The sequence below is a fragment of the Agrobacterium sp. SORGH_AS_0440 genome, from assembly GCF_031453135.1.
GTDB lineage: Bacteria > Pseudomonadota > Alphaproteobacteria > Rhizobiales > Rhizobiaceae > Agrobacterium > Agrobacterium pusense.
In genome coordinates this window covers 460,347-483,157 of sequence record NZ_JAVIYR010000001.1, presented here as the reverse complement: position 1 = coordinate 483,157, position 22,811 = coordinate 460,347, and the positions used below count along the sequence as shown (strand labels likewise).

20 protein-coding genes are annotated in these 22,811 nt (G+C 60.4%); 7 read left to right on the top strand and 13 right to left on the bottom strand.

What is annotated here, in order from left to right:
* Window positions 1-52: 52 nt before the first annotated feature.
* Together QE453_RS02215 and rhaI are read left to right on the top strand one after the other, a co-directional pair.
* Window positions 53-2,149, top strand: coding sequence for a bifunctional rhamnulose-1-phosphate aldolase/short-chain dehydrogenase (locus QE453_RS02215; RefSeq protein WP_220359850.1), 2,097 nt, complete (start codon window positions 53-55; stop codon window positions 2,147-2,149).
* Between the two features lie 189 nt (window positions 2,150-2,338).
* On the top strand, window positions 2,339-3,631 hold the full coding sequence (rhaI, locus tag QE453_RS02210) for an L-rhamnose catabolism isomerase (RefSeq protein ID WP_309776290.1): 1,293 nt from the start codon (window positions 2,339-2,341) through the stop codon (window positions 3,629-3,631).
* 191 nt (window positions 3,632-3,822) lie between these two features.
* On the opposite strand, the gene panB is transcribed toward rhaI, so the two are convergent.
* From panB to QE453_RS02170, 8 genes are all read right to left on the bottom strand, one after another.
* Window positions 3,823-4,665, bottom strand: a complete 843-nt coding sequence (gene panB / locus QE453_RS02205; RefSeq protein WP_135855597.1) for a 3-methyl-2-oxobutanoate hydroxymethyltransferase — start codon at window positions 4,663-4,665, stop codon at window positions 3,823-3,825.
* Window positions 4,662-5,540, bottom strand: coding sequence for a pantoate--beta-alanine ligase (gene panC / locus QE453_RS02200; RefSeq protein WP_309776289.1), 879 nt, complete (start codon window positions 5,538-5,540; stop codon window positions 4,662-4,664). The genes panB and panC overlap by 4 nt, the downstream gene beginning before the upstream one ends.
* Window positions 5,541-5,677: 137 nt before the next feature.
* On the bottom strand, window positions 5,678-6,454 hold the full coding sequence (locus QE453_RS02195; RefSeq protein ID WP_153775853.1) for an enoyl-CoA hydratase-related protein: 777 nt from the start codon (window positions 6,452-6,454) through the stop codon (window positions 5,678-5,680).
* A complete protein-coding gene (locus QE453_RS02190; protein WP_309776288.1) occupies window positions 6,444-7,370 on the bottom strand; it encodes a hydroxymethylglutaryl-CoA lyase in 927 nt (308 codons plus the stop codon). The genes QE453_RS02195 and QE453_RS02190 overlap by 11 nt, the downstream gene beginning before the upstream one ends.
* Before the next feature lies 1 nt (window position 7,371).
* Window positions 7,372-9,363: an acetyl/propionyl/methylcrotonyl-CoA carboxylase subunit alpha gene (locus QE453_RS02185; protein ID WP_309776287.1), complete on the bottom strand. Its 1,992-nt coding sequence runs from the start codon at window positions 9,361-9,363 to the stop codon at window positions 7,372-7,374.
* A gap of 7 nt (window positions 9,364-9,370) precedes the next feature.
* Window positions 9,371-10,972, bottom strand: coding sequence for a carboxyl transferase domain-containing protein (locus tag QE453_RS02180; RefSeq protein WP_309776286.1), 1,602 nt, complete (start codon window positions 10,970-10,972; stop codon window positions 9,371-9,373).
* A 7-nt stretch (window positions 10,973-10,979) separates the two neighbouring features.
* Window positions 10,980-12,152, bottom strand: a complete 1,173-nt coding sequence (locus tag QE453_RS02175; protein WP_309776285.1) for an isovaleryl-CoA dehydrogenase — start codon at window positions 12,150-12,152, stop codon at window positions 10,980-10,982.
* A 75-nt stretch (window positions 12,153-12,227) separates the two neighbouring features.
* Window positions 12,228-12,701, bottom strand: a complete 474-nt coding sequence (locus QE453_RS02170) for an Lrp/AsnC family transcriptional regulator (protein ID WP_004445535.1) — start codon at window positions 12,699-12,701, stop codon at window positions 12,228-12,230.
* Window positions 12,702-13,003: 302 nt separating this feature from the next.
* On the opposite strand from QE453_RS02170, the gene QE453_RS02165 reads away from it, so the two are divergent.
* The 5 genes from QE453_RS02165 (at window position 13,004) to gpmI (ending at window position 19,574) form a co-directional block, all read left to right on the top strand.
* A complete protein-coding gene (locus QE453_RS02165; RefSeq protein WP_309776284.1) occupies window positions 13,004-14,131 on the top strand; it encodes an acyl-CoA dehydrogenase family protein in 1,128 nt (375 codons plus the stop codon).
* A gap of 44 nt (window positions 14,132-14,175) precedes the next feature.
* Entirely contained in the window at window positions 14,176-15,414 is a 1,239-nt protein-coding gene (locus tag QE453_RS02160; RefSeq protein ID WP_022562920.1) for a 3-methyl-2-oxobutanoate dehydrogenase (2-methylpropanoyl-transferring) subunit alpha, read from the top strand.
* A 3-nt stretch (window positions 15,415-15,417) separates the two neighbouring features.
* Window positions 15,418-16,431: an alpha-ketoacid dehydrogenase subunit beta gene (locus QE453_RS02155; protein WP_112636344.1), complete on the top strand. Its 1,014-nt coding sequence runs from the start codon at window positions 15,418-15,420 to the stop codon at window positions 16,429-16,431.
* A gap of 2 nt (window positions 16,432-16,433) precedes the next feature.
* Window positions 16,434-17,711 carry a dihydrolipoamide acetyltransferase family protein gene (locus QE453_RS02150; protein WP_309776283.1) on the top strand — a complete coding sequence of 426 codons (1,278 nt, stop codon included), beginning with the start codon at window positions 16,434-16,436 and terminating at the stop codon, window positions 17,709-17,711.
* A gap of 345 nt (window positions 17,712-18,056) precedes the next feature.
* Entirely contained in the window at window positions 18,057-19,574 is a 1,518-nt protein-coding gene (gene gpmI / locus QE453_RS02145) for a 2,3-bisphosphoglycerate-independent phosphoglycerate mutase (RefSeq protein ID WP_004445529.1), read from the top strand.
* A gap of 73 nt (window positions 19,575-19,647) precedes the next feature.
* Here the strand turns inward: gpmI and QE453_RS02140 are convergent, their stop codons facing one another.
* From QE453_RS02140 to QE453_RS02120, 5 genes are all read right to left on the bottom strand, one after another.
* Entirely contained in the window at window positions 19,648-20,085 is a 438-nt protein-coding gene (locus QE453_RS02140; protein WP_309776282.1) for a YeeE/YedE family protein, read from the bottom strand.
* A complete protein-coding gene (locus tag QE453_RS02135; RefSeq protein WP_333899355.1) occupies window positions 20,082-20,489 on the bottom strand; it encodes a YeeE/YedE family protein in 408 nt (135 codons plus the stop codon). The genes QE453_RS02140 and QE453_RS02135 overlap by 4 nt, the downstream gene beginning before the upstream one ends.
* The gene (bigR, locus tag QE453_RS02130) at window positions 20,486-20,842 is read right to left on the bottom strand and encodes a sulfite-sensing transcriptional repressor BigR (protein ID WP_107339452.1); all 357 of its coding nucleotides are present in this window, start codon (window positions 20,840-20,842) and stop codon (window positions 20,486-20,488) included. Before bigR ends, QE453_RS02135 begins: the two co-directional genes overlap by 4 nt.
* On the bottom strand, window positions 20,836-22,131 hold the full coding sequence (gene blh / locus QE453_RS02125; protein ID WP_309776281.1) for a bifunctional sulfur transferase/dioxygenase Blh: 1,296 nt from the start codon (window positions 22,129-22,131) through the stop codon (window positions 20,836-20,838). Before blh ends, bigR begins: the two co-directional genes overlap by 7 nt.
* A gap of 181 nt (window positions 22,132-22,312) precedes the next feature.
* On the bottom strand, window positions 22,313-22,798 hold the full coding sequence (locus tag QE453_RS02120) for a hypothetical protein (protein ID WP_004445520.1): 486 nt from the start codon (window positions 22,796-22,798) through the stop codon (window positions 22,313-22,315).
* Window positions 22,799-22,811 lie beyond the last annotated feature (13 nt).

Here is a 22,811-nt window from a genome sequence, read left to right as displayed (position 1 = left end):
AAGGAGGCGGACCGGTGTCGGTTCGCGAATGAAGACCATGTGGGAGGAAGACATGACGGGAACATCCCGCCTTCTCGAAAGCCGTTGGGACGATGCTTATGCCGGGACGCTCGATGAGCCGGGAAAGCTTCTTTACCGCTCCAACCTGCTCGGTGCCGACAAGCGCATCACCAATTACGGCGGCGGGAACACATCGGCAAAGGTGCTTGAAACCGATCCCCTGACGGGCGAGAAGGTCCGCGTCATGTGGGTGAAGGGCTCCGGCGGCGATGTCGGCACCATCAAGCTTGATGGTTTTGCAACGCTTTATCTCGACAAGCTGGAAGCGCTGAAAGGCATTTACAAGGGTGTTCAGGATGAGGACCGCATGGTCGGCTTCCTGCCGCATTGCACCTTCAACCTCAATCCGCGCGCGGCCTCCATAGATACGCCGCTGCACGGTTTCGTGCCTTATGATCATGTCGATCATATGCATCCCGATGCAATCATCGCTATCGCCGCCTCGAAAAACTCGAAGGAATTGACGCAGCAGATTTTCGGCGACGACATCGGTTGGCTGCCCTGGCGTCGCCCCGGTTTCCAGCTGGGCCTTGATCTGGAAGCTTTCGTCAAGGCCAATCCGAAAGCCAAGGGCGTCGTGCTGGAAAGCCACGGCCTCTTCACCTGGGATAACGACGCCAAGGCGTGTTACGAACTGACGCTCGCCATCATCAACAAGGCGATCGAATGGTTCGCGGAAAAGACCGAAGGCAAGGTGATCTTCGGCGGGGCAGTGGCCAAAAGCCTGCCGGTTGCCGAACGTCGGGCCATCGCTGCCCGGTTGATGCCGGAAATCCGTGGCCGCATCGGCCGTGAAGAACGCAAGCTCGGCCATTTTGACGATCAGGATGCCGTTCTGGAATTCGTCAATTCGAAGGATTTGAAACCGCTCGGTGCGCTGGGCACATCCTGCCCTGACCATTTCCTGCGCACGAAAATTCGTCCGCTGATCCTTGATCTCGATACCGCAAATCCAGATGTGGATGCGCTGACGGCCAGCCTAGACAAGGCGCTGGAGGACTATCGCGCGGATTACACGCGCTATTATGAAGCTTGCCGCCACGATAATTCGCCGAAAATGCGTGATCCGAACCCGGTGATATTCCTCATCCCCGGCGTCGGCATGCTGTCTTTCGCTAAAGACAAGGCCACGGCCCGCATCGCTGGCGAATTTTATGTCAACGCCATTAATGTCATGCGTGGCGCGTCCACCGTGTCGGAGTATCAGGGTCTTCCCGAGCAGGAAGCCTTCGATATCGAATATTGGCTGCTGGAAGAAGCGAAGCTGCAGCGCATGCCGAAGCCGAAGAGCCTTGCGGGCCGCGTGGCCTTCGTTACGGGCGGCGCCGGCGGTATCGGCCGGGCAACGGCGGAGCGGCTGGCGGGCGAGGGTGCCTGTGTGGTGCTGGCCGATATCGACGAAGCGGCACTGGAGGCTGCGAAGGGCGATTTCGTCAAGCGGTATAGCGCGGATGCGGTGCGTACCGTCAAGCTTGACGTGACGCAGGAGAATGCAGTGATTTCCGCCTTCGCGGAAACGAGTGTGGAATTCGGAGGCGTGGATATCCTCGTTTCCAATGCCGGCATCGCTTCTTCCGCTCCCGTGGAAGATACGACGCTTGCCATGTGGAACAAGAATATCGACATTCTCGCGACAGGCTATTTCCTCGTTTCGCGAGAAGCATTCCGGCTGCTGCGGCGCCAGAATCTCGGCGGCAACGTTGTTTTTGTCGCTTCCAAGAACGGCCTCGCCTCTTCGCCCAATGCCTCGGCCTATTGCACCGCGAAGGCGGCAGAAATTCATCTCGCCCGTTGCCTTGCGCTTGAGGGGGCGGAGGCCGGCATTCGCGTCAACACCGTCAATCCCGATGCCGTGCTGCGCGGTTCGAAGATCTGGAGCGGCGAATGGCGCGAGCAGCGCGCGGCCTCTTCCAAGATCGAAGTGACCGACCTGGAGGAACATTACCGCAAGCGCTCCATGCTAAAACTCAATGTCTTTCCGGAAGATATCGCCGAGGCGATCTACTTCCTGGCGTCCGACGCCTCCGCAAAGTCCACCGGCAACATCATCAATGTCGATGCGGGTAATGCGCAGAGTTTTACGCGGTAGACGTCCGGCAGGTCCCACCTCCGTCATTCCGGCCTTGAACCGGAATCCAGCAGTCGCGTATCTGCTCGGCGGGAGAGTCTTCTCAGCCCAAAGACTTGGGCTGGCTGGATTCCGGCTCAAGGCCGGAATGACGGGGTGGTGGTGTCGCGGGTCGAAGCACCTGTTGTGTTCATCGTTCGGGAGGAAAAAATGACCGAGACGACAATCGCCGCCGATGTGATCGCGGCTGAAAACGAAAAGCGCGCTGCTGCTTTGAAGGACGATTATCAGGCGCTTGGCAACCAGCTCGCGCGCCGCAATATCGATATCGAGGCCGTCACAACCAGGGTCGCCGAATTTTTCGTTGCCGTGCCCTCCTGGGGCGTCGGCACCGGCGGAACCCGTTTTGCCCGTTTTCCCGGCGCGGGCGAACCGCGCGGCATTTTCGACAAGCTCGATGACTGCGCCGTCATCAACCAGCTGACGCGGGCGACGCCCAATGTTTCACTTCATATTCCGTGGGACAAGGAAGACCCGAAACGCCTGAAAGCCCATGCGGATGCGCTGGGTCTCGGCTTCGACGCCATGAACTCCAACACGTTTTCGGATGCTTTGGGCCAGAGCCATTCCTACAAATACGGCTCGCTCAGCCACACCGAAGCCGCCACACGCCGGCAGGCGGTGGAACACAATCTCGAATGTATCGAAATCGGTAGGGCCATCGGCTCCAAGGCCCTGACGGTCTGGGTGGGTGATGGCTCCAACTTCCCCGGACAGAGCAATTTCACCAGAAGTTTCGAGCGTTATCTCGCCGCAATGGCCGACATCTACAAGGCGCTGCCCGATGACTGGCGCATCTTTTCCGAACACAAGATGTATGAGCCGGCCTTTTATTCCACCGTCGTGCAGGATTGGGGCACCAATTATCTTATCGCCAACGCGCTCGGCGACAAGGCCTTCTGCCTCGTTGATCTTGGTCACCATGCGCCCAACACCAATATCGAAATGATCGTCGCCCGGCTGATACAGTTCGGCAAGCTCGGCGGTTTCCACTTCAACGACAGCAAATATGGCGATGACGATCTGGATGCCGGCTCAATCGACCCTTACCGCCTGTTCCTGGTTTTCAACGAACTTGTCGACGCCGAACATCGCGGGGTGAAGGGTTTCCATCCCGCCCACATGATAGATCAGTCGCATAATGTGACGGACCCGATCGAAAGCCTGATCTCCAGCGCCAACGAAATCCGTCGCGCCTATGCGCAGGCGCTGCTGGTGGATCGTGTGGCTCTTGACGGCTACCAGCAGGACAATGATGCATTGATGGCTTCAGATGTGCTGAAGCGGGCCTATCGCACCGATGTCGAACCGATTCTCGCTCAGGCGCGGCAACTGGCAGGCGGCGCGATTGATCCGATTGCGGCTTATCGGGCAAGCGGCTATCGCGAGCAGGTTGCGGCGAAGCGCCCGGCTTCGGTTGGCGGCAGCGGCGGGATTGTATAAATTCGGTGTCGTTGGAACAGGGGGAGCCGAGGCTGACTACACACCCTGCCTCAATCTCGACGTCATCCCCGGCATTGTGCCGAGGATCTGCCTGCTTTGCATAAAATCGATCGGTAATAGATGCTCGGGAGAGGCCCGAGCATGACGAAGGTGAAGGTGTTGGTCACGAAGCGCCCCCGCCCGCTGCGCCTTCACGACGTCCCAGAAGGCGGTTGTCGGCGCACCTGAAACGTATGTTCGGGCCCCGGAAACGCCCCTGCGCGAACCTCATCGGCATAGGCCGCCGCCGCTTCGGAGATCGTCGGGCCCAGATCGGCGAAACGTTTGACGAATTTCGGTTTGAAGTCGGTGAAGAGGCCGAGCATGTCGTCGGAAACCAGCACCTGTCCGTCACAGGCTGGCGATGCGCCGATGCCAACGGTGGGCGCGGCAAGTTTTTCCGTCAGCTCGCGGGCCAGCGGCTCGACTGTGCCTTCCACGACGATGGCGAAGGCGCCCGCCTGATCCACCGCAATCGCGTCACGCCAGATCTTTTGCGTTTCCGCATCAGAATGCCCCAGCGAGCGGAAGCCGCCGGCCGTGTGAACAAGCTGCGGCATCAGACCGACATGGCCGAAGACGGGAATGCCGCGGGCTACCAGGAAGGCGATGGTTTCTGCCATTTCCTCGCCTCCCTCCAGCTTCACGCCGTCGCAGCCGGTTTCCTGCATCAGCCGTGCCGCGTTGCGGAAGGCCTGTTCCTTGGATTCCTGATAGGTTCCGAAGGGCAGATCAACGATGACGCAGGCATGTTCGACGCCGCGCATGACGGCGCGGCCATGGGCGATCATCATGTCCAGCGTCACGCCGACTGTGGTATCCATGCCGTAGAGCACCATGCCGAGGGAATCGCCTACCAGCAGCAGGTCGCAATGCGGGTCAAGCAGGCGGGCGATCGGTGTGGTATAGGCGGTCAGGCAAACGATGCGCGCCTCGCCCTTCATCTGCCGGATGGAGGCCGTCGTCAGCCGTTTTTGTTTTCCATGGGCGCTCATTGGGCGGCCTCCCTTTTCTCTGTTCTCTCGCGGCCGATGACGCGGTTGTCGAGAAGCCTTGTGCTGCCGAGGCGCACGAACAGCGCCACCAATATTGGCCCTGCCTGCACGGAAGCAACGGGTGCCAGCGTATCGGGATCGCGTACCGCAACGACGTCGGGACATGCCAAAGGCTCGGCGGCGATAAATGTTTCGAGAGCCGCTTCGAACGCGGCGGGGTCATCCAATCCCAGGTCATAAAGCCGTTCCGCCTCGTTCAGCGCCCGCGGGACGATTACGGCGGCGGCGCGTTCCTCGGCGCTCAGATAGACGTTGCGTGAGGAGCAGGCGAGCCCATCCGGCTCCCGCACGGTTGTGACGGGAACGACCCTGACCGGCTGGGCGAGGTCCTCGACCATGCGGCGGATCAACGTTACCTGCTGATAGTCCTTCTCACCGAAATAGGCCGAATCTGGCTGAACGAGATTAAAAAGCTTCGTCACCACGGTTGCGACACCGGCGAAATGCCCCGGCCGAACCGCGCCTTCCAGCTGGCTGCCGAGTTCCGGCACGTCAACGACGGTTGCCATTGGACGCGGATACATCTCCGAGACTTCGGGCGCGAAAAGAATGTCGACGCCAGCTTCCTCCAGAAGCGCGCTGTCGCGGGCGAGGTCGCGCGGATAGCGGGCCAGATCCTCATTGGCGCCGAATTGCAGCGGATTGACAAAGATGGAAACCACCGTCACGTCGTTTTCCGCCTTCGCTCTGGAAACCAGCGTGAAATGACCGATATGGAGGAAACCCATCGTCGGTACGAAGCCGACGGTTTTGCCGGCGCGGCGAAAGACGGCGATCGCATCGCGCAATTCGGCGACAGTTTTTACAAGGCGCATAGGGTCTCCTCCGGCTTCCCGATCACCCTCCGGCGAAAGGTGCTGGATAGAACGCGATTTGTGAAACGGGGTCAACGCGGTCAACCCATTATATCGATTAACGGAGTTGGCGATCGACACACCCTGCCTGTCTGGCCTCAGGGCTTGCCGGTCCAGCGCGGGGGACGTTTTTCCGCAAAGGCCAGACGTCCCTCCCGCGCCTCATCACTGCCGCTGACGACGGCGATGATGCGTTCGGCGAAGACGAGCCGTTCCGCCGACGGCATGTCGCGCATTGCGAGCAGCGCGGCCTTTCCGGCCGCGATGGCACCCGGTGCATTGTGCCGCAGCGTTGCAAGAACCTCTTCGATCAGGCCGTCGAGGCTGGCGAGGGGAACGGCGCGGTTTATGAGCCCGAGACGTGTCGCCTCACTGGCGCTGACCGTGTGGCCGAGATAAGCCATTTCCTGAAGCCCGCCCAATGGGATTTTTGCCAGAAGTTTCGCTGCGACCATGGCGGGGAAAAGACCGACCTTCACCTCCGGCAGGCCGAATTCGGCATGATCGGCTGCATAGACGAGATCGCAGGCGGCAACGAGGCCAAGCCCGCCCGCCAGAACCCGGCCATTGATGCGGGCGATGACGGGCCTGTCGCAGCCTTCTATGGCGCGCATGACGTCGGCTATAGGGTTCGTGCCGTCCCGGGACAGGAACATGCCGCCCGCACTTTCCTTCAGATCTGCACCCGAACAGAAACTGCGTTCTCCCGCTGCCGTTATCACAACGGCGCGCAGGCCATGGTCGCCGGAGGCTGCGCGGATCGCATGGGTGAGCGCATCGGTCATCGCGGCATTCAGGGCATTATGCACCTCCGGTCGGTTGAGCGTCAGCCACAGAACATCCTTGCGTTTCTCGCTCAACACCTCATTTGCCATGGGCTTCACCCTTCCGTTTCGCGGCGAGAAGTGCCTTGCCGGCACGCGCTGCATTGGACCTGCCGAGATGCCTGCTTATCCAGTCACCGGTTGTCGCCACGGCCATCAGGTCGACGCCGGTTTCTATGCCAAGTCCCGCCAGCAGATAAATGACGTCTTCGGTGGCGACGTTGCCGCTCGCGCCCGGCGCGAAGGGGCAACCGCCCAGCCCGGCGACGGAACTGTCGAACGTCGTTATGCCCTGTTGAAGCGAAGCCAGCACGTTGGCGACGCCCTGTCCGTAGGTATCGTGGAAATGCATGGCGAGTTTTTCAAGCGCGATATGTGCCGAGACCCGCTCGATGATGTTGCGGATCTGGCCCGCCGTGCCGATGCCGATCGTATCACCCAGCGAGATTTCATGGCAGCCGAGCGCAGCAAGGGCATCGGCCATCGCCGCCACGTCATCGGGCGCAACTGCTCCGTCATAGGGGCAGCCGGCAATGCAGGAAAGGTAACCGCGCATGCGGATATTTCGCACGGCAGCGGCATCCGCGACGTCGCGCAGACGGTCTAGGCTTTCGGCGCGCGAACAGCCGATGTTGTGCTGGCTAAAACCTTCGGAGGCGGACACGAAAACCGCGATTTCCGTGACACCGGCTTCAATGGCAGCTTCGAAACCTCTCATGTTGGGAACAAGCGCCGGATAGGCCGTTCCCGCTCGCCTTTCGAGGCCTCTAAACACCTCTTTCGACCCCGCCATCTGCGGCACTTTTTTGGGTGAGACGAAAGCGCCCGCTTCCACCGTTCTCAGTCCTGCTGCAGCCAGCCGCTCGATAAGCTCGATTTTTGTCGCGGTCGGAACCTCGGTGGTCTCGTTCTGCAAGCCGTCACGTGCGCCGACCTCAACGATCCTGACGGTTCGGGGCAAGCTCATCTCATGCTCCTTCCGGCTCGAAATTCACCAGCACCGCGCCGGCCGCGACCATATCGCCTTCATTGCAATTGATGGCCTTGACGATGCCCTTCGCCGGTGCACGGATAGTATGCTCCATCTTCATCGCTTCCATAACCACAAGCGCGTCGCCGGCCTCCACGACAGCACCGTTCCGGCTGAGCACCGCGCGGATCACGCCCGGCATGGGAGCTTCCAGGCCACCGGCATGAACGGAAGAATCCGCGATTTCGACGGGATCTGGCTGGCTGATGCGGTAAGGCTCGCCATGCAGGAAAAGCGCATAGGTGCCGGTCTCGGCGAAGAAATAGCCCTGACTTTTCCGGCCGTCCAAGGTTGCAACGAGCTGGCCGTCACCGGAAAGGCTGCCGTAGGCCCGGATCGTCCGCCCCTCGATTGCGAGCGTGAATTCATCACCCTCATGCGTGACGCCGACGCTTAACGGCTGGTTCTCAAACATGAAATTCAGCGTTTCCCGCGCCGGTGCGTTGAGACGGAATGCGGCCTTCGTGTTCCACGGGCTATGGGGATCCGCCTCTGATTGCGACATTCCATTTGTCCGGCGGAAGAGCAGCAGGCCAAGCGCGGCGAGGGCGATGACACCTCCATCATTCGAGGCTGGAGCAAAGAGCGAAGCCTCGTTGCGGGTGATGAAACCCGTATCGAGGTCGGCTGAGGCGAAAGCTTCCAATCGGGCAAGCCGTGTCAGAAACGCGGCGTTGCTGGTAACGCCGCAGATCGCCAGATTTTCCAGCGCCAACGTCAGACGCCGCACGGCTGAGGCTCGGTCCCGATCCCAGACGATAAGCTTGGCGATCATCGGATCGTAATGCACGGTGATGGCGTCGCCGGCGCGGATGCCGCTGTCGATCCTGACGTGAGGGCCCTGATCGGGGAAAACGAGATGGCTGATGGTGCCGACCGAGGGCAGGAAATCATGCGCCGGGTCTTCGGCATAGATACGGGTCTCGATGGCATGACCATGTATGCTGAGATCGGCCCAGTCCTGCGGTAACGTTTCACCATCCGCAACACGGATCTGCCATTCGACCAGATCGAGACCGGTAATATACTCGGTCACGGGATGTTCGACCTGAAGCCTCGTATTCATTTCCATGAAATAGAATGCGCCGGAAGGATCGAGCAGGAATTCCACGGTTCCCGCACCGCGATAGTCGATCGCGCGGGCGGCGGCTGTTGCCGCTTCATACATACGTTGCCTGAGCGCATCCGGCAGGCCGGGGGCAGGGGCTTCTTCCAAAACCTTCTGATGCCTGCGCTGGATCGAGCAGTCACGTTCGAAAAGGGAAAAACAATTGCCGTGGCTATCGGCAAAGATCTGCACCTCCACATGGCGCGGCCGTTCGAGATATTTTTCGATCAGCATGCGGTCATCACCGAAGGCGGCCGATGCCTCGCGTTTTGCCCCGGCAAATTCCGCCGCAAATTCACGTTTTTGCCTGACGATGCGCATGCCCTTGCCGCCGCCGCCGGCCGAAGCCTTGAGCAGGACGGGATAGCCTATGGCTTCCGCCTCATTTCCCAGCCGTTCCTCCGCCTGGTCCTTACCGTGATAACCGGGAACCACGGGCACGCCAGCCTTGGACATCAGTGCCTTTGCTTCGCTTTTGCCGCCCATGGCGCGGATCGCCGCGGCCGGTGGGCCGATGAACACCAGCCCGGCGGCGGCACAGGCTTCGGCGAAACCGGCATTTTCCGAAAGGAAACCGTAACCCGGATGAATGGCTTCTGCGCCGCTTGTCTTCGCTGCGGCGATGATCTTTTCGCCATCGAGATAGGAGGCACGCGCGGGTGCAGCGCCGATGGCGATCGCTTCGTCGGCAAGCGCCACATGCATGGCGTCACGATCGGCATCGGAATAAACGGCGACGGTACGAATGCCCATTTTGCGGGCGGTATGGATGATGCGGCAGGCGATCTCGCCCCTGTTGGCGATGAGTATTTTCGAAAACATCGTCGCCTCACATCCTGAATATGCCGAAACGGGTGGGTTCAATGGGTGCGTTGAGCGCGGCGGACAGACCGAGGCCGAGGACGAGGCGGGTATCCTTTGGGTCGATGATACCGTCGTCCCAAAGCCGCGCGCTGGCATAATAGGGATGGCCCTCCCGCTCGTATTTTTCGCGGATCGGCTGCTTGAACGCTTCTTCGCCTTCCTTCGACCAGTGCCGGCCATCAGCTTCGATACCGTCGCGGCGAATCTGTGCCAGAACGGAGGCCGCCTGCTCGCCGCCCATCACGGAAATGCGGGCATTCGGCCACATCCACAGGAAGCGTGGCGAATAGGCCCGCCCGCACATGCCGTAATTACCGGCCCCGAAGGAGCCGCCGATGATGACGGTGAATTTCGGCACTTTGGCTGAAACAACAGCGGTGACGAGCTTTGCGCCATCCTTGGCGATGCCGCCTGCCTCATAGGCCTTGCCGACCATGAAGCCGGTGATGTTTTGCAGGAAAACCAGCGGGATGCCGCGCTGGCAGCAGAGCTCGATGAAATGCGCGCCCTTGAGCGCCGATTCCGAAAACAGGATGCCGTTATTGGCGATGATGCCAACGGGATAGCCATGGATATGGGCGAAACCACAGACCAGCGTCGTGCCATAAAGCGCCTTGAACTCATCAAATTCAGAACCATCCACCAGACGGGCGATGATCTCACGTACCTCGAAGGGTTTGCGCGTATCGGCGGGAACGATGCCGTAAAGCTCTTCGGGCGGGTAAAGCGGTTCTGCCGGTTCACGGATATCCAGCCCCAACTGTTTGCGGCGGTTGAGGCTGGAAACGATCCGCCGGGTCAGCGCCAGCGCGTGGCGGTCGTCATGGGCAAAATGATCGGTGACGCCGGATTGCCGGGAGTGCACATCCGCACCGCCCAGCTCTTCCGCACTCACCACCTCACCTGTTGCCGCCTTCACCAGCGGCGGGCCGCCAAGGAAGATGGTGCCCTGGTTTTTGACGATCACGGACTGGTCGCTCATCGCAGGCACATAGGCCCCGCCCGCCGTGCAGCTGCCCATCACCACGGCGATCTGGGCGATGCCTTTCGCCGACATATTGGCCTGATTGTAGAAGATGCGGCCGAAATGATCGCGGTCGGGAAACACTTCGTCCTGATTGGGGAGGTTCGCGCCGCCGGAATCCACGAGGTAAATACAGGGCAGGCGGTTCTCGGCGGCAATCTCCTGCGCGCGCAAATGTTTCTTCACCGTCAGCGGATAATAGGTGCCGCCCTTCACCGTCGCATCATTGGCGACGATTACACATTCTCGGCCCGAGACCCTGCCGATGCCGGTGACAATGCCGGCGGCCGGAACAGGTTCGTCATAAACCTCGTAAGCTGCAAATTGCGAGAATTCGAGGAATGGACTGCCGGGATCAAGAAGTGTCTCGATGCGGTCACGTACCAGCAATTTGCCACGGGAAAGATGCCGTTCGCGGGCCTTGTCGCCGCCGCCTCTGGAGATTTTTTCGACGTGTTGGCGCAGGTCAGCCACCAGATTCGACATGAACTCGACATTGGCAGCGAAGACGGGATCGCGGTTCATACTGGACGTAAGCTTCATCGCGTCCTCACCCGTTGCCCTTGACCAGTTCGCGGCCGATCAGCATCCGGCGAATTTCGCTCGTGCCTGCGCCGATTTCGTAAAGCTTGGCATCGCGTAGCAGCCGCCCGGCCGGACTTTCATTCACGTAACCGGAGCCGCCGAGAAGCTGGATTGCATCCAGCGCCACCTGCGTCGCCCGCTCGGCGGCGAAGAGGATAGCCCCTGCCGCATCCTGCCTCGTGATGCGGCCATTGTCGCAGGCCCGGGCCACGGAATAGACATAAGCGCGCGATGCGTTCATCGCCGAATAGATATCCGCGAGCTTACCCTGCACGAGCTGGAATTCACCGATCGGTTTGCCGAATTGCTTGCGCTCGCGGGCATAAGGCAGCACAAGGTCGATTGCCGCCTGCATGATACCTACGGGGCCGGCGGCCAGCACGGCGCGCTCGTAATCCAGCCCGCTCATCAGCACCGCCACGCCGTCATTCAACCGCCCGAGGATGTTTTCCTCCGGCACCTCGCAATCCTCGAACACGAGTTCCGAAGTGGGGGAACCGCGCATGCCGAGCTTGTCGAGTTTCTGGGCCGGACGAAACCCTTTGAAGCCTTTTTCAATGAGGAAGGCGGTGATGCCGCGCGGGCCGGCGGACATGTCGGTCTTGGCGTAAACGACCAGCGTATCGGCCTCGTGGCCGTTGGTGATCCACATTTTCGCACCGTTCAGCACATAGCGGTCGCCCCTGCGTTCCGCCTTCAGCCGCATCGAGACGACATCCGATCCGGCTTCCGTCTCGCTCATGGCAAGCGAACCGACATGCTCGCCCGAGACAAGTTTCGGCAGATATCTGTGCTTCTGCTGTTGCGTGCCCCAACGATGGATCTGGTTGATGCAGAGGTTGGAATGGGCGCCGTAGGAAAGGCCAATGGAAGCGGAAGCCCGGCTTATTTCCTCCATCGCCACGCAATGGGCGAGATAGCCCATGTCGGCACCGCCGAATTCTTCCGAAACAGTAATGCCGTGCAGGCCGAGCTCGCCCATTTCAGGCCAGAGCTGACGCGGGAAGCGGTCGTCCCTGTCGATCTCGGCCGCCAGCGGGGCGATTTTATCATCGGCAAATGCACTTGCGCTGTCGCGTAATGCTGCGATTTCCGGGCCGAGATCGGCATCGAAAATGGCGGCGAGGTTCAAACTCATCGCGTCTCCTCCTCCGGACGGCGGGCCGTCCCTTTTGTCAGCAGCCGGCACCTCCTCCGCGCCGGCAGCCCTTATTTACGGCGTGTCACCCCCGGTGAAGGCGGCGGAACGGCGCACGAATGTCTTGATGGCAAAGTTGGACTGGATGCGCGACACGCCGGGAACGGTGGTCAGGAAATCCAGCAGCTGCTGGTAATGCGGCAGATCCCGCACCATGGCGTGGATCAGATAATCGGAACTGCCGCTCGTCTGGTAACCACCCACCACCTCGGGAATGGAGGCCACATGATGTTCGAATGTCGTCAGCGCTTCCTTAATCTGCCGCTCCAGCGTGACGGAGATGAAGACACCCATATTGCCGAGCAGCCGGTTCTCGTCAAACACGGCGGTATAGCCGCGAATGATCCCTTCCTCTTCGAGCTTGCGCACGCGGCGCAACGTTGGCGTGAAGGAAAGGCCTATCCGAGCCGCAAGATCCCGCCAGCTGACCCGCCCGTCATCGCCGAGAACATGCAGAATCTTCTGGTCGAAACTGTCGAGCTCAATCATGGATCATTTGCTCTATGATATGACTATTTGTTGGATCAAAGATATCGCCAATCAAAAAACTGTCAATCAAAATAGCTTTGAAATGAATTCGAGATAGTGATAGCGTTCACGTCAGTCGCGGTCTGGAGGAGATTTGCGGCGGGCCGGTTCCTCACGTCAGGGCTGGCCAAGGGAGGTGAATTTGGCTGTGCATGACCCTGTCGTGATCGATGGGGCCGCCCGTGCTTTCAAGGGCAGCCCTCGCGACCAATTCCAGCTGGCGACGCGCCTGATACGCTTCTGCTTTTTGGCGGGAGGCGGCGATGATGCTCACTGAATCCCAGCAGCAGATCAGAGATATGGCCCGCGACTTTGCGCGGGAAAGGCTTGCCCCTGGCGCCGCTTCGCGTGACCGGGAAAGCCGTTTCCCCAAGGAAGAATTGAAAGCGATGGGCGAGCTCGGCTTCCTCGGCATGCTGGTGTCCGAAGAGTATGGCGGGGCGGAAACCGGTGCTGTCGCTTATGCGCTGGCGCTGGAAGAAATCGCTGCGGGGGACGGTGCCTGTTCCACCATCATGAGCGTCCATAATTCGGTCGGTTGCGTGCCGATCCTAAAATTCGGGACCGAGGACCAGAAGCAGCGTTTTCTGCCGAAGCTTGCCTCCGGCGAATGGATCGGCGGCTTTGCGCTGACCGAACCACAGGCTGGCTCCGATGCCTCAAATCTCAAGACCAGGGCGCGTCGCGATGGCGATCGCTATATTCTTGATGGCGCAAAGCAGTTCATCACCTCGGGTAAGAATGGCGATGTCGTCATTGTTTTTGCCGTTACGGATGCAGCGGCAGGCAAGAAGGGTATCAGCGCCTTCATAGTGCCCACCGATACGCCGGGCTATGAGGTTATCCGGGTCGAAGAAAAGCTCGGCCTTCACTCTTCCGATACCTGCCAGATCGCTTTCAACGACATGGCCATTCCCGCCGATTTACGGCTCGGTGAGGAAGGTCAGGGTTACCGCATTGCGCTCGCCAATCTGGAAGGCGGCCGCATCGGCATCGCGGCGCAGGCGGTGGGCATGGCGCAGGCGGCGTTTGAGGCGGCGCGGGATTATGCCCGTGAGCGCAAGGCCTTCGGGCAGGCGATCATCGAACATCAGGCGGTGGCGTTTCGTCTCGCGGATATGGCGACACGCATTCAGGCGGCGCGGCAGCTGGTGCTGCACGCGGCGGCGCTGAAGGAAGCGGGTGAATCCTGTCTTTCGGAGGCCTCGATGGCCAAGCTCTTCGCGTCGGAAATGGCCGAACGCGTTTGTTCGGACGCCATCCAGATCCACGGCGGTTATGGCTACATGGCGGATTATCCGGTGGAGCGGATCTATCGCGATGTGCGCATCTGCCAGATTTACGAGGGAACAAGCGATGTCCAGCGGATGGTGATCGCAAGAAACCTTTGAGAGTTGTTTCACGGTCTGGAGGAGACCGCGACGGGAGGAGTAGAATGGACATATCAGAAACGCCACATCTCAGCCTGCATGTTCCGGAACCCGCCGTGCGGCCCGGCGATCAGCCGGATTTCTCCAATGTAAAGATACCCAAGGCCGGTTCCGTGCCTCGCCCGGAAGTGGATGCCGCGCCCGAGAGCATGCGTGATCTCGCCTATTCGATCATTCGCGTCCTTAATCATCAGGGTGAGGCCGTCGGACCTTGGGCCGGGCTGCTTTCGGATGACGACCTGCTGACGGGTCTGAAGAACATGATGAGGCTTCGGGCTTTCGATGCGCGCATGCTGATGGCGCAGCGACAGGGCAAGACCTCTTTTTATATGCAGCATCTCGGGGAGGAGGCAGTGAGTTGCGCCTTCCGCAAGGCGCTTTCCAAGGGCGACATGAACTTCCCGACCTATCGGCAGGCAGGTCTGCTGATAGCCGACGACTATCCGCTCGTCACCATGATGAACCAGATCTATTCCAACGAACTCGACCCGCTGCACGGGCGGCAACTGCCGGTCCTTTACTCTTCCAAAGAACACGGTTTCTTCACCGTATCCGGCAATCTCGCCACGCAATATGTGCAGGCGGTGGGATGGGCGATGGCATCGGCCATCAAGGGTGATACAAAGATTGCGGCCGCCTGGATTGGCGATGGCTCGACGGCGGAGTCGGACTTTCATTCGGCGATGGTTTTTGCATCGACCTACAAGGCGCCGGTCGTTCTCAACATCGTCAACAACCAATGGGCCATTTCCACCTTTCAGGGCATTGCACGCGGGGGCTCCGGGACCTTCGCGGCACGCGGGCTGGGTTTCGGTATTCCCGCACTGCGGGTCGACGGTAATGATTATCTGGCCGTTTATGCCGTGGCCCGTTGGGCCGTGGAGCGGGCGCGCCGCAATCTCGGCCCGACGCTCATCGAATACGTCACCTATCGTGTCGGCGCGCATTCCACCTCTGACGATCCGAGCGCCTACCGCCCGAAGACCGAGTCCGAAGCATGGCCTCTGGGCGACCCTGTCCTGAGGTTGAAGAAACACCTCATCCTGCGTGGCGTCTGGTCGGAAGAGCGGCACCGGCAGGCGGAGGCGGAGATCGCCGATGAGGTGCTGGAAGCCCAGCGCGAGGCGGAAAGCCACGGCACGCTGCACGAGGGCAAAAAACCGCCGAAGAAGGATATTTTCGAAGGTGTTTACGCCGAGATGCCGGCGCATCTCGTCCGCCAGCGCCAGAAGGCAGGATGGTAAGACATGGCAAGAATGACGATGATTGAAGCCGTCCGCAGCGCCATGGATGTGTCCATGGAGCGCAGCGACGAAGTCGTGGTGTTCGGCGAAGATGTTGGCTATTTCGGTGGGGTTTTCCGCGCCACGCAGGGGCTGCAGCAGAAATACGGTAAAACCCGCTGTTTCGATGCGCCGATCAGCGAATCCGGCATTGTCGGCACCGCCATCGGCATGGCCGCTTATGGATTGCGGCCCTGTGTCGAAATCCAGTTCGCCGATTACATGTATCCCGCCTATGACCAGATTACCCAGGAGGCAGCGCGTATCCGTTATCGCTCAAACGGGGATTTTACCTGCCCGATCGTTCTTCGCATGCCGACCGGCGGCGGCATTTTCGGAGGCCAGACGCATAGCCAGAGCCCGGAGGCGCTTTTCACCCATGTTTGCGGGCTGAAAGTGGTGGTTCCTTCCAATCCTTACGACGCCAAGGGGCTACTGATAGCGTCCATCGAAGATCCCGACCCCGTAATGTTTCTGGAGCCGAAGCGGCTCTACAACGGCCCGTTTGACGGTCATCATGACCGGCCCGTAACGCCATGGTCCAAACACGAGAAGGGGGAGGTGCCGGAAGGGCACTACACCATTCCCATCGGCAAGGCCGAAATCCGCCGCCCCGGAAACGATGTCACGGTCATCGCTTATGGCACCATGGTGCATGTGGCGCTGGCAGCGGCGGAAGAGACTGGGGTGGACGCCGAGATCATCGATCTGCGCAGCCTGCTGCCGCTCGACCTCGATACCGTCGTGAAGTCGGTTTCCAAGACCGGCCGCTGCGTCATGGTGCATGAGGCGACGTTGACCTCCGGCTTCGGGGCAGAAGTCGTGTCGCTGGTGCAGGAACATTGTTTTTATCACCTTGAGGCTCCCGTCGTGCGCGTCGCAGGTTGGGATACGCCTTATCCCCATGCGCAGGAGTGGGACTATTTTCCGGGGCCTGCCCGCGTCGGGCGCGCCCTTGTCGAAGTCATGGAGGCCTGATCATGGCAGAATTTACTCTAACCATGCCCGATGTCGGTGAAGGTGTGGCGGAAGCCGAACTCGTGGAATGGAACGTCAAACCGGGCGATCTTGTCCACGAGGACATGGTGCTGGCCGCGGTGATGACCGACAAGGCGACGGTGGAAATCCCTTCGCCGGTGGCGGGCGTCGTCACCTGGCTCGCGGTAACGGTGGGAAATACGGTGCCGGTGAAAGCACCGCTCCTGCGCATCGAAACCGATGTCGCTGCCGTCGCTGCCAATGGTAGCGCGCCGGAAGGGGACGCGCCGACCCGCATGACGGAAGAGGAAGCGCCCGCCGACATGACGGACACGCCGCCACCCGTTGAAACCCAGCCGGTGCCGCGCGAAGCCGGGGAGGCCAACACGGCGCCTGCCGCCGAACTGCACCATAAGCCGCTGGCATCTCCGGCCGTTCGCCAGCGTGCTGACGATCTCGATATCGATCTTGCACAGGTCAAGGGAACGGGTCCCGACGGGCATATTACCCATGCGGATCTCGACGCGTTCTTAACCGTGCGGGGGCGGCCGGAACGCACTGAACCGATGGCAGCCCACGATAGCGCTGTCGAAGAGGTGAAGGTGACGGGGCTCAGGCGCAAGATTGCCGAGAAGATGGTGCTTTCCGCCTCCCGCATTCCCCACATCACCTATGTCGAAGAAGTCGACGTGACCGATCTGGAAGATCTGCGCGCTACGATGAACGGCAACCGCCGTTCCGGGCAGCCGAAACTGACGGTCCTGCCATTTTTGATGCGCGCGCTTGTCAAAGCCGTTGCCGATCATCCTGGTATGAATGCGCTTTTCGATGATGAAAAAGGTGTCGTCAGCCACTACGAGGCGGTTCATATCGGCATTGCCACGCAGACACCGTCAGGCCTCACCGTTCCGGTTGTGCGCCACGCGGAAGCGCTCGGCCTTTGGGAGTGCGCAGACGAGGTCGCACGCGTTGCCGAAGCCGCTCGCACCGGGACGGCGCATCGGGAAGAACTGATGGGCTCCACCATCACCATCAGCTCGCTTGGGGCGTTGGGTGGTATCGTTTCGACGCCCATCATCAATTACCCCGAAGTCGCGATCATCGGCGTCAACAAGATCGTGACGCGGCCGGTCTGGGACGGAATTCGCTTTGTGCCGCGCAGGATGATGAACCTGTCTTCGAGCTTCGATCATCGTGTCGTGGACGGCTGGGATGCGGCAGTCTTCATACAGGCCGTCAAGGCGCTTCTGGAAAAGCCGGCGCTTATTTTCATCGATTGAAGGCGATCCTTGCTCCCTCGTCCCTGTGCTCGTCAAAGGGACCCAGCCAGCCCAAGTCTTTAGGCTGAAAGGAACTCGTCCCGTCGCGCAGACGCGCGTCGGCTGGAGTCCTGTGACGAGCACAGGGAGGAGGGCGTATGCGTGTCATGACCGCATTTCTTAGCCCGCGTTTTCAGCCTTCACGGAACTGTTTCGCTATCGGTATAGGCTTGCGTTCGTCATCTTCGGGTATAGAAGAGAAGAACGAGAAGCATGTTTTCTCATCACGATCACAGTGGCGGACGAGGGCGCTCCGGTGCCCGGCGGTCCGCTCTCCGCCGGCAACAGAACGAAAAAGGTCCTCCCATGCAAACTCCCAAACCCGTTGTCCTGACTATTCTCGATGGCTGGGGGCTGAGTGAGGATACATCCAGCAACGCGCCTGTTCTGGCAAACACGCCCACCATGGACCGGCTTTTCGCCACCTGCCCGAATGCGAGGCTCACCACGTTTGGTCCTAAGGTGGGGCTGCCTACCGGACAAATGGGCAATTCCGAAGTCGGCCATACCAATATCGGTGCGGGCCGCATCGTCGCCATGGATCTCGGCCAGATCGATCTTGCAATCGAGGATGGCAGCTTTTTCCGCAATGCGGCGATGCTTGATTTCGCCGCCAAGGTGAAGGCCGCAGGCGGTGTGGCGCATCTGATGTGCGTCGTTTCCGATGGCGGCGTTCATGGCCATATCCTCCACGGCCAGGCGGCGGTGAAGCTGATGGTCAGCCACGGCCTGAAGGTCGTGGTGCATGCCATCACCGATGGTCGTGACGTCGCGCCGCAATCCGCTGAAGATTTTGTGGCTGCGCTTGTGGCAAGCCTGCCGGAAGGCGCCAGCATCGGCACCGTGATCGGCCGTTATTATGCGATGGACCGCGACAACCGCTGGGAGCGTGTCGAAAAGGCCTATGACGCGATGGTCCTGGCCAAAGGCGAGCACGCCCGGGATGCGGTGAGCGCCGTTGCACAGAGCTACGCGAATAAAGTCACGGACGAGTTCATCCTGCCGACCGTAATCGACGGTTATGAAGGCTTCAAGGCCGGCGATGGCCTGTTCTGCCTGAACTTCCGTGCTGACCGCGCGCGTGAAATCCTGCTTGCCATCGGTGCCGATGATTTCGACGGTTTTGCGCGCGAAAAGCCAGTGCTCTCGGCGCTGCTTGGCATGGTGGAATATTCTACCCGGCACAATGATTTCATGACCACGGCTTACCCGAAGCGCGATATCGTCAACACGCTTGGCGCCTGGGTGGCGAAGCAGGGACTTACGCAGTTCCGCCTCGCCGAAACGGAAAAATATCCGCATGTGACGTTCTTCCTGAACGGCGGCAAGGAAGAGCCGGAAGTCGGTGAAGATCGCTTCATGCCGAAATCCCCGAAGGTCGCGACTTACGACCTGCAGCCGGAAATGAGCGCGCCCGAGGTAACGGAAAAATTTGTCGAGGCGATCGGCAAGGGTTACGATCTCATCGTCACCAATTACGCCAACCCTGATATGGTCGGCCATACCGGTGATCTGCAGGCCGCAATCAAGGCCTGTGAAGCCGTGGATCGTGGCCTCGGTGCGGTGGTTGCCGCACTCGAAAAAGTGGGAGGCGCAATGCTTGTGATTGCCGACCACGGCAATTGCGAAACCATGGTCGACCCGGTGACCGGCGGCCCGCATACGGCGCACACCACAAATCCGGTTCCGGTGATCCTTTTCGGTGGCCCTGAAGGTGCGAAGCTGCATGACGGTATTCTCGCCGATGTCGCGCCCACCCTGCTGCAACTGATGAATGTGCCCTTGCCGCCGGAAATGACGGGCAAGAGCCTGATCGACCTTTAATCAAGCGTCGTCGCGCGGCAGCATTTCGCCCCCGCGCGACCGTCTGTTTCCGGTTCCGAACGAGCGTTTTGAGCTATGACTGCTTCGGGTAGAGGCGGTCGTGCGCCAGCATGCCGGCAATCATGGCGCAGACGAAAAGAACGACTGGCATCAGCCCAAGGCCGACAGCGGAGAGTGCCGGGCCGGGGCAGAAACCGGCAAGCCCCCAACCGATGCCGAAAATCGCCGAGCCGGTTATCAGCGGCCCGTCGATGCGGGTCTTTGCTGGAAGGCGGAAATCGTCGGCGAGAACGGGCTTGGCGAGACGTCTGCTGAGCAGCACGCCCGGCGCCGCGACCATAACGGCACCGCCAGGAACGAACATCAGGCTTGGGTCCCAATGGCCGCTTGCGATGTCGAGAAAGCCGGAAACACGCGCCGGATCGACCATGCCCGACAGCGAAAGGCCAAATCCGAACAACGCTCCTGCAAGCAATGCAAGTGCAATACGCGCTACGGCCGGATTTTTCATGACAGGGCTCCCGCTATCGTCGCAGTAAAGATGCCGGCGATCAGGAAGGTGGCGGTTGCGGCGATCGAGCGCCGGGAAAACCGCGCCAGCCCCATGATGCCATGGCCGGAGGTGCAGCCCGAGCCCATGCGTGTGCCAAAACCCACCAGCAGACCGGCAATCAGGATGAGGGGCCAAGGGGCAGCGACGGTGATTGCGGGCAGCCGGCCGAATGCTGCGGCATGGATATAAGGTCCCGCCAGCAAGCCGGCGATGAAGGCGAGATCGGCAAGACGCCGCTGCCTGCCAAGAGTTCTGCCGATGATCCCGCTGATACCGGCAATGCGGCCGTTAAAGACAAGCAGGAGAACGCAGGCGAGGCCGAGCAACATGCCGCCGAAAAGAGAAGACCAGTAGGGGCTCACGCGGTCTCCTCCTCCGGCGCGCAGAATATGGTGTAAAGCGCCTCGATCAGCTGCGCCGCTTTCGCTTCGCTCAGCTGGTAGAAAATTTGCTTGGCGTCACGCCGGGTTTCAACCACACCGGCTTCCCGCAGGACGCCCAGCTGCTGGGAGAGTGTAGGCTGGCGAATATCCAGCCTGGCTTCCAGCTCTCCCACGGAGAACTCTCCCTGCGCCAGCGTGCAGGCCAGCATCAGCCGCGCAGGGTGGGCAAGGGTCTTCAAAAGCAGTGCGACTTCCACGGCCCGTTCCTCCATGGCGGGAAGGGGAATGTCAGGAGTATGAAGGGGCTTTCCGAGCGTCTTTCCTTTTACCATGTGCTGCCCTCCAGCACATCAAGAGGGAATTTCAGGTAACGCCTGCCATTTGCCTCCGGCTCCGGCAGTCGTCCGCCGCGAATATTGACCTGCAGGGCGTGGAGGATGAGCTTTGGCATCGGCAAGGTCCGATCCCGCGTTTCCCTGAGGTCGATGAAGCTTTCCTCCGTCATCCCGACCAGATGTGGATTGCTGCGTTTCTGTTCGCCCACCGTACTTTCCCATTTCGGCGCGCGGCCGCCGGGCTGATAATCATGGCCGGTGAACAGCCGTGTTTCGTCCGGAAGGGCGAGAATGTCCTGAATGGACGCCCAGAGTTCTCTGGCGCTGCCACCGGGAAAATCAGCCCGCGCTGTGCCTGAATCCGGCATGAAAAGCGTATCGTGCACGAAGGCGGCGTCTCCCACCACATAGGTTACGGAGGCGAGCGTATGGCCGGGCGAAAACAGCACGCGCGCTTCAAGCGAACCGATATTGAACCTGTCGCCCGCCTCGAACAGCCTGTCCCACTGCGAACCATCGGTTTCAAGGTCCGGCCAATTGTATTTTTCCTGCCAGAGCCGCTGTACGCCGGTGATGTTCGCGCCGATGGCGGTCTGCGCACCGGTCTTCTGCTTCAGGTAATGGGCGGCGGAGAAATGGTCGGCATGCGGATGAGTATCGAGAATCCATTCCACCGACAGGCCTTCGCTTTCCACATGGTTCAGAATGGCGTCGGCATTCATCGTTCCGGTTGCGCCGGATTTCTCATCAAAATCATAGACCGGATCGATAATGGCGCAGCGTTTGGTCACTGGATCGGAAACGACATATTGCACGCTCCAGGTGCGCGGATCAAAGAATGCCTTGACGTGCGGAACCGCTGCCGCGCGTCGCTCCAGCCAGCGGGTGGCGCCGGAAAGATCAAAGCCATGCGCCTTGCCAAAAGCCTCGATGTCGCCGCGTTCCATGCGTCCGTCGAGCGCTTCCCCAAGCACATGAAGCGTGAGCGCACGGGTGCCACCCTTGCAATGGGCAAAAACGGGGCCTGCTGCTTCCGCCATTTTCTGTTGAAAGGCGCGGATATCGGCCTCAGTGATGGCAGGGCCGCTGACCGGGATGAAGCCATAGTCCATGCCTGCCGCCCCGGCGGCGCTTCTTTCCTGCTCATTGCCCGGTTGGCCCGGCTCTTCGCCATCCGGCCGGGCATTGATGACGCTTTTATAACCCTGCGCGGAGAGCGACTGGAAATCGGCGGTCATCGGCTGCCCCGCAACGGTCAAGCGCTCGTTGATCTTAACGACTTTCATCGACATCTCCTGTGGCAACAACTCAATATATATTATTGTATAATGTATATTGATCGATGGCAAGAGTGCGAGGTGCCTTCGCAGCTATCTGCGGCTTGTGGCGTGTTAGCGGAACATCCCCTGCGCCCGAGTGGCAGGGCGCAAGGCATGTGTGCGGCATCGATTAGAATTCACACTGGCCTCAGACGGCAAGCCTGCGGCGCGTCGCCTTCCAGCCGAGACAGATGGCTCCTACAAGCAGGACCGTCTGGGCGATCAGGAAGGGTGGTTCATTGCCGTTCGGCGCCAGCTTGTTGAGCGTTTCGACCTTGAGAAAGGCCTGCACGATCAGGACGAACATGTTGAGATAGAGGCTCATCGTGGCGGTGATCGTATAAATGATGCGCGCCCTGCCATTCAGACCGTATCCGTAAAGCGCGACAAGTGCGATTGCCAGAACGAGGGTCGATATGACGCCGACACCGAGTGCCGGCGTGAAATTTCCGATTGGGAACAGGAAGCCGGTGAGCGTGGTGGCAAGCGTGGTGACGAGGAATAGCGCCATCATGCGGGGCATCCATCGCCCTGCCGCATAAGCGGGCAGGGCGATCAGTCCGGTAGCAATGCCGATGAAGCTCAAGCCCACATGCAGTGCGGTGAATTGGGGAATGGTCAGTCCGAGGATCATGATACGTATCCCT

Coding starts and splice junctions, on each gene's coding strand:
- QE453_RS02215 (WP_220359850.1), top strand. CDS start 53: ATGACGGGAACATCCCGCCTTCTCGAAAGCCGTTGGGACGATGCTTAT.
- rhaI (WP_309776290.1), top strand. CDS start 2,339: ATGACCGAGACGACAATCGCCGCCGATGTGATCGCGGCTGAAAACGAA.
- panB (WP_135855597.1), bottom strand. CDS start 4,665: ATGAGCGCCCATGGAAAACAAAAACGGCTGACGACGGCCTCCATCCGG.
- panC (WP_309776289.1), bottom strand. CDS start 5,540: ATGCGCCTTGTAAAAACTGTCGCCGAATTGCGCGATGCGATCGCCGTC.
- QE453_RS02195 (WP_153775853.1), bottom strand. CDS start 6,454: ATGGCAAATGAGGTGTTGAGCGAGAAACGCAAGGATGTTCTGTGGCTG.
- QE453_RS02190 (WP_309776288.1), bottom strand. CDS start 7,370: ATGAGCTTGCCCCGAACCGTCAGGATCGTTGAGGTCGGCGCACGTGAC.
- QE453_RS02185 (WP_309776287.1), bottom strand. CDS start 9,363: ATGTTTTCGAAAATACTCATCGCCAACAGGGGCGAGATCGCCTGCCGC.
- QE453_RS02180 (WP_309776286.1), bottom strand. CDS start 10,972: ATGAAGCTTACGTCCAGTATGAACCGCGATCCCGTCTTCGCTGCCAAT.
- QE453_RS02175 (WP_309776285.1), bottom strand. CDS start 12,152: ATGAGTTTGAACCTCGCCGCCATTTTCGATGCCGATCTCGGCCCGGAA.
- QE453_RS02170 (WP_004445535.1), bottom strand. CDS start 12,701: ATGATTGAGCTCGACAGTTTCGACCAGAAGATTCTGCATGTTCTCGGC.
- QE453_RS02165 (WP_309776284.1), top strand. CDS start 13,004: ATGATGCTCACTGAATCCCAGCAGCAGATCAGAGATATGGCCCGCGAC.
- QE453_RS02160 (WP_022562920.1), top strand. CDS start 14,176: ATGGACATATCAGAAACGCCACATCTCAGCCTGCATGTTCCGGAACCC.
- QE453_RS02155 (WP_112636344.1), top strand. CDS start 15,418: ATGGCAAGAATGACGATGATTGAAGCCGTCCGCAGCGCCATGGATGTG.
- QE453_RS02150 (WP_309776283.1), top strand. CDS start 16,434: ATGGCAGAATTTACTCTAACCATGCCCGATGTCGGTGAAGGTGTGGCG.
- gpmI (WP_004445529.1), top strand. CDS start 18,057: ATGCAAACTCCCAAACCCGTTGTCCTGACTATTCTCGATGGCTGGGGG.
- QE453_RS02140 (WP_309776282.1), bottom strand. CDS start 20,085: ATGAAAAATCCGGCCGTAGCGCGTATTGCACTTGCATTGCTTGCAGGA.
- bigR (WP_107339452.1), bottom strand. CDS start 20,842: ATGGTAAAAGGAAAGACGCTCGGAAAGCCCCTTCATACTCCTGACATT.
- blh (WP_309776281.1), bottom strand. CDS start 22,131: ATGAAAGTCGTTAAGATCAACGAGCGCTTGACCGTTGCGGGGCAGCCG.
- QE453_RS02120 (WP_004445520.1), bottom strand. CDS start 22,798: ATGATCCTCGGACTGACCATTCCCCAATTCACCGCACTGCATGTGGGC.